Raw genomic sequence first — 5525 nt, forward strand, 5'->3', positions numbered from 1 at the left:
CACTTCCTAGTTTTTTTTGGAAAATTGCTCGTCAATTGTCTTTGCAACGGCTCTTAACTGTTCGCGGGTCATATCTTCTTTGTGTTTGAGCATTTCCGCAGGAATTTGATATGCTTTTTCCAAATCTTTTGGCGTCAAAACTTCTTCCGGCGTTCCAAAAGCCATTTCTCTTCCAGGATAGAACAATAAAACGTAGTCGGAATATTTTTTAGAAAGGTCGAGCTCGTGCATGGAACAATAAATTGTAGTTCCGGTCTTTTCTACAAATTCTTTAAGATAGGCGAGGGCGTTTTCTTTTTGGCGGTCTTCCATTGCAAACATTGGCTCGTCCATAAAAACAGAGGCGCTTCCGTACAACAGACTGAATGCAAGAATTACTCGCTGTTTTTCGCCTTTGCTCAAATGTGTAAGCGGACGTTCCAAAAGCGAGCCGAGTTCAAAAATCCCGATAATTTCTGCAAGCAAATCACCGTCAGAACGTATTGCTTTTGCGTTGTTCTTTAATGCTCCTGCAGAATAAACCTGAGCAAGAAGCTCTCCAGTTTTGTCTTCAGTGTCAAATTCAACATTCTGGTAGATAACGCTTGCAAGAAGATTTTTTTCTTCCTGATTAAGTTTTGCAGGATTCTTTCCCAAAAGTTTTATATTTCCGCTGTCTGGCAAAAGCCTTCCAGACGCAAGCATTAAAAAAGTAGATTTTCCGCATCCGTTCTGACCTACAAGGCTTATAAAACCGCCCCCCGGCAAGCTTCCCGAAAAATGCTCAAAAACTGGGGCTGGAACAATCTGTTTTCCATTGGAATCAACATCGCCATCAATTGGCGGATAAGAAAACGTAACATCATCAAACTGTAAAAAATCCATACAATTATTTTAATAAAAAAATAAATTTGGATACAGTGCTTTTTTTTACAAAATTAGAAAGAAAAATAGCCCGATTTTTACAACCGGGCTGTTTTTTTTAGTCTTTAAATAGTTTTTTTATTTCAGAAGCGTAAATTGCGTTTATTTTATAGCGGCTTATTTCCTGTTTTGCTGAAAGCTCAACGCCAACTTCAAATTCTTTTGGAAGAACTGCAATTTTGTTGATTCTTTCAAACATTTTAAATCCATTTTTGGAATTTACACGCTGGCTTACCTCGCTTTCGAGCAGCCGCTTTATTTCCAGGCTTTTTGCTAAATCTTCGTATTTTTTGTACGAAATTTTTGCGTCCTGTGCAAACTGTTCGATTTCGGATTTTTCTGGAACTATGAGCGCTGCCAGATACCGCTGGTCCTGACCTACAACAACTGCTGTTTTTATGTAACGCGATTCCTGAATTTTCATTTCGATAGGAACAGGTTCAATATTTTCGCCGCCAAGCTGAACAATCGTGTCTTTTATGCGTCCGCACAAAACGATTTCACCGTTTGCCGTAAGACGAGCCAAGTCGCCTGTATTGAACCATCCGTTTTCGTCAATAACTTCTTTTGTAAGGTCTGGACGTTCGTAGTAACCTTTCATTACTGTCGGACCTTTTACAAGCAATACGCCTTTTTTGCCGCGTGGAACTTCTTTTCCTGTTGCAGGATCAACAACTTTTGCCGCAAGCTCACGGATTGGACGGCCAACATTGCCAAGAACCGGCCTGTTAAACGGCCGAACCGAAATAATCGGAGAAGTTTCTGTAAGGCCGTAACCTTCCACGAGAGGAACTCCGATTGCCCAGAAAAATTTGTCAATTGCTGGAGGAAGAGCGCCTCCACCTGCAACTGCTCCGCGGAAGTGTTTTCCGAGCATTGCACGGATTTTACGGAAAACGATTGCTCCGCCGAGCAATTTTATTGGATAGAGCAAAAGCCATGGAATAACAAATGCCGGCCACTGCAGCCATCTCTTGTCCATTCCGTAGCGTGTGGTTCTATCAAAAAGAACACGGTCGAGTTTTGAATGGAAAAGCGCAACTGTTACAAAGAAATTGAAAACTTTGAGAGTTATTCCTCCTGTTTTTCGCATTTTTCTGTAAATTCCATCGTAAATTGCTTCGATTACGCGTGGAACTGCCGGCAAAACCTGCGGGTCGAGAGACTTAAAGTCCTGCAAAAGAATTTGACCGATTGGTTTTGAATAGCACAAGGTTGCCGCCTGGGAAAAAACTACATATTCAACAGAGCGTTCAAAGGCGTGCCAGACTGGAAGCACAAGAATTCCGCGGTCGCCCGGATTAAGCCAAATTCTTTCGTCAATATCTTCGAGCTGCGATAAAAAGTTTCCGTGAGTGAGCATTACGCCCTTTGGCTGTCCTGTTGTTCCTGAAGTAAAGATAATCGAAGCCAGGTCGTCCCACTGTCCTTTATTGATTTCTTCATCGACAGTCTCCGGATTTTTTTGATTGAATTCCTCACCTTTTTCTTCAATCTGATTAAAAGTAAAAAGTGTTATTCCAGAATTTTTACATTCTTCAAAAGTTTTTTCGTCCTGATCTTCGATTGCGATAAAAGTTTTTAAAAGCGGAAGTTTATCTTTAATTCCAAGAATTTTAGAAATCTGAGATTTATTTTCGACAATTACGGTCTGAGTTTTTGCAAATGACAGAATATATTCAAGATCGCCAATTGTTGCGTCGCAACCGCGAGGAACGTCAATCGCACCGATTGAAAGAAGCCCCATGTCTATCTGCTGCCATTCTTTTCGGTTGTCGGAAACCATGCCGATGTGATCGCCACGTTTTATTCCAATTGAAAGAAGACCGCCGGCAAAATTTTTTGAGATTTCAAATGCGTTTTTATAAGAAATGCTGTCCCAAACGCCTTCGCTGAGACGCGACATTTGAGCAGTTAATTCAGGATATTTTTTTGCAGTTTCTCTGAACATCCTTGGCAGAGTTTTTTCCATATTGCCTCCAAATTGCAATAGCACCAAAATGACACAATTTGTTAAAATGTCATAGGGTTAATTATATTACTAAAAAAATTTATTTTCCACTGTTTAAAATTTTATTTTGATTTTTACAGGATTTTGCAGAATTCTTCTAAAAGAGGGTCGATTTGGGTAAAATCTGGTTCAAATGGAAGCGCGCTAAAAAGTTCTCCATCGCCTGACTGGGGATTTGAACGTATGTAAATTTTTTTTTCTACAATATATTTATCAAGCAGGCTAAAAAGCATATTTGTAAAAATTTCTGCATGAATCGAAATTGCATTTTTTGTAGCCGGTGAAATTTTTTTTGCTTTAATTAAACTATTTAAGGCGATTATTGTCTGGTTTAAAAGTTTTGTTCTGGATTCTTTTGAAATGGCCGCCGCTTCTGGTGAAAAATATTTTTCGCTTTCGATAAAAGAATAAATCTGAAGAAGAGGTTCTTTTTCGTTTATTTTAATCCAGCGATGAACAATTCCTTTTAAAACTGCTTCTGCTGTGTATTTTTGTGCTGTTGCTGTCATTTCGGAAGGAATTAGAGCTGTTTTTTTTAGATATTCACCGCAAAAACGAATTGTATCATCGAGAATAGCTTCGCGTGATTCATAATGATTGTAAAGACTTGCTTTTTTGATTCCTAGTTTGCTAGCAATATCTGCAAGTGAAGTTCCACCTACGCTTTTTATAAATGCACAGTCTAAAACCGCGTGAATAATTTTTTCATGGGTGATTTTTTCAGCCGGCATTAACTTTTCTCCATAATAAAAACCTAACAAACTAACAAATGTTAGTTTAATGAGCGGCTGGCGATTTGTCAACTTTTTAGACCTGGTTGCTCAAAAAAGCAGAAAGAGAGGTTTTTTCTGCTAAAATTATTTTTCTAAAACAAAAAGATACTCGCGGACGTGAATGTCGCGGTTTTTAAGGTTGCGGCTTCCTCGAAAAGCGTTGTATTTGATTTCTACGGTTTTTAGGTTTCCGTATTTTTTTAGCATTCCGGACATTTCGTCAAAACTTATAAAACCTTCAGAATTGTATGAAATTATTACATACTTACTTGAAATGCTTGAAATAATTTCTTCCATTGAATTTAAGGCGGCATACGGCTTGTTAAAAACCGAACGGTTCCAGTTTTGAACGATTCCGCTTACTTTGCTTATGTTTGCATCGAGTTTGTTTTTTAAAATAAGATTGAGCATAAAATAGTTTGAACCGTAAGGATGCTGATTGTAAGGCGGATCGAGATACGTTATGTCGAGACTTTTTAATTCTTTTGAGAGCGCGACTGCATCTTTTTGAAAAATTTCCAGGCCGGACTCAAAATTGCTAAAAACAGGCGTTTTTAATTCGATTTTTCCAAAAATTCTTGAAAGCGCATTTTTTCCGCTTGCGCCAAAGCAACCGATCCCGGTGTTTTTGTCTTTATAAAAACCTTTAAAAACCCCGCTTGTGTTTACGTGAATTGACGCTTCTGTGATTAAGGGCGCAAGAAAGAATTTTTTTAAGGATTCTTTTTTGATAACATCGTCGATGAGTTTTCGGTATGTGTCGATTAAAAGTGCATTTTGTTGTGTGTAAAACACGCGTTCGCCTTTTTGAATGTCTTTGTCGTTTTTTGGAGCGTAATTTTGCGAAATTATGCCGGGAATTTTTTCTATAAAACAGAGTTCTTCGATTTTGTTTTTTAAAGCCGAATATTCCTGAACGGGAAAATCTTTTTTATTTATAAGATAGCAGCCGTTTATGACCGCGGAATAATTTTCAAGGTCGTTCACGATTAAATTTGATGAATATTTTTTTAACATCCGGGCAACGATTCCAGAACCTGAAAAAAGGTCGGCGCAGACAAGTTTTTGACAGTTGAGTTTTTCTGCAATCAGAAGAATTTCTTTTTCTATGTGCTCAAGAAGACGCCGTTTGTTTCCAAGATATGTGATTATTTGAGTAGTAAGAAATTCGGGATTTTCGTCAAAATTTGCAGAGTCTGAATAATTCATAAAAATGTGAATAAAAGTTTATAACAGATTTTCAAAATTTTCTATAAAAAGAATCTAAAAAAGGTTGTTGTCTTGAGCAAAAAATGCCTGCTTTGTAAAAAAAAACTTACCCCGGATGCGCAGGGCGCAGTCGACCGCAGGCTTGCCGAGGACGATGAGCGTGAGCGAACCCGGAGCAGCCGGCTTGACGGTGGATGTGGTCTGTAAAAATAAAATATTGATTTTTAGTGTTTTTCAGATTATTATTGAGTTGTGTCTACGCTATATATAGTTGGTACGCCGATTGGAAATTTGGGCGACATTACTTTTCGCGCTATTGAAACTTTTAAAAATGTTGATGTAATTGCGGCCGAAGATACAAGGCATACTTTGCAGCTTTTGAACCATTTTGAAATTCATAAGCCGCTGATTTCCTGTCGTTCGCAGAATGAAGCGATTGCCGGTCAAAAAATTATCAAGCTGCTTGATGAAGGACAGTCGGTTGCGTATGCCAGTGATGCAGGAACTCCTGGAATAAGTGATCCGGGTGCTGTCTTGGCAGGTCTTGCAAGGGAAAGCGGACACAATGTCGTTCCGATTCCGGGGCCTAGCGCTTTTGCAACGTTGGTGAGTGTTGCTGGTGCTGGCGG

At 38.8% G+C, this 5525-nt stretch carries 5 protein-coding genes; 1 reads left to right on the forward strand and 4 read right to left on the reverse strand.

Translation table 11 applies throughout. From position 1 onward, the window contains the following. Positions 1–6: 6 nt before the first annotated feature. From B2X33_RS02005 to B2X33_RS02020, 4 genes are all read right to left on the reverse strand, one after another. On the reverse strand, positions 7–864 hold the full coding sequence (locus B2X33_RS02005) for an ATP-binding cassette domain-containing protein (RefSeq protein WP_296667229.1): 858 nt from the start codon (positions 862–864) through the stop codon (positions 7–9). 97 nt (positions 865–961) lie between these two features. Next, positions 962–2875 (reverse strand): AMP-dependent synthetase/ligase, encoded by a 1914-nt coding sequence (locus tag B2X33_RS02010; protein ID WP_296019238.1) that lies wholly within the window; start codon positions 2873–2875, stop codon positions 962–964. A 113-nt stretch (positions 2876–2988) separates the two neighbouring features. Beyond that, the gene (locus B2X33_RS02015) at positions 2989–3645 is read right to left on the reverse strand and encodes a TetR/AcrR family transcriptional regulator (RefSeq protein WP_296667231.1); all 657 of its coding nucleotides are present in this window, start codon (positions 3643–3645) and stop codon (positions 2989–2991) included. 126 nt (positions 3646–3771) lie between these two features. Beyond that, complete coding sequence (locus B2X33_RS02020) at positions 3772–4896, reverse strand: DNA adenine methylase (RefSeq protein WP_296667234.1); 1125 nt, start codon at positions 4894–4896, stop codon at positions 3772–3774. A 252-nt stretch (positions 4897–5148) separates the two neighbouring features. Here B2X33_RS02020 and rsmI point away from each other — a divergent pair. Continuing rightward, positions 5149–5525, forward strand: a 377-nt coding sequence (gene rsmI, locus B2X33_RS02025; protein ID WP_296667235.1) for a 16S rRNA (cytidine(1402)-2'-O)-methyltransferase, incomplete at its 3' end; no start/stop codon positions are given.

The organism is Treponema sp. UBA785 (assembly GCF_002297065.1).
GTDB lineage: Bacteria > Spirochaetota > Spirochaetia > Treponematales > Treponemataceae > Treponema_D.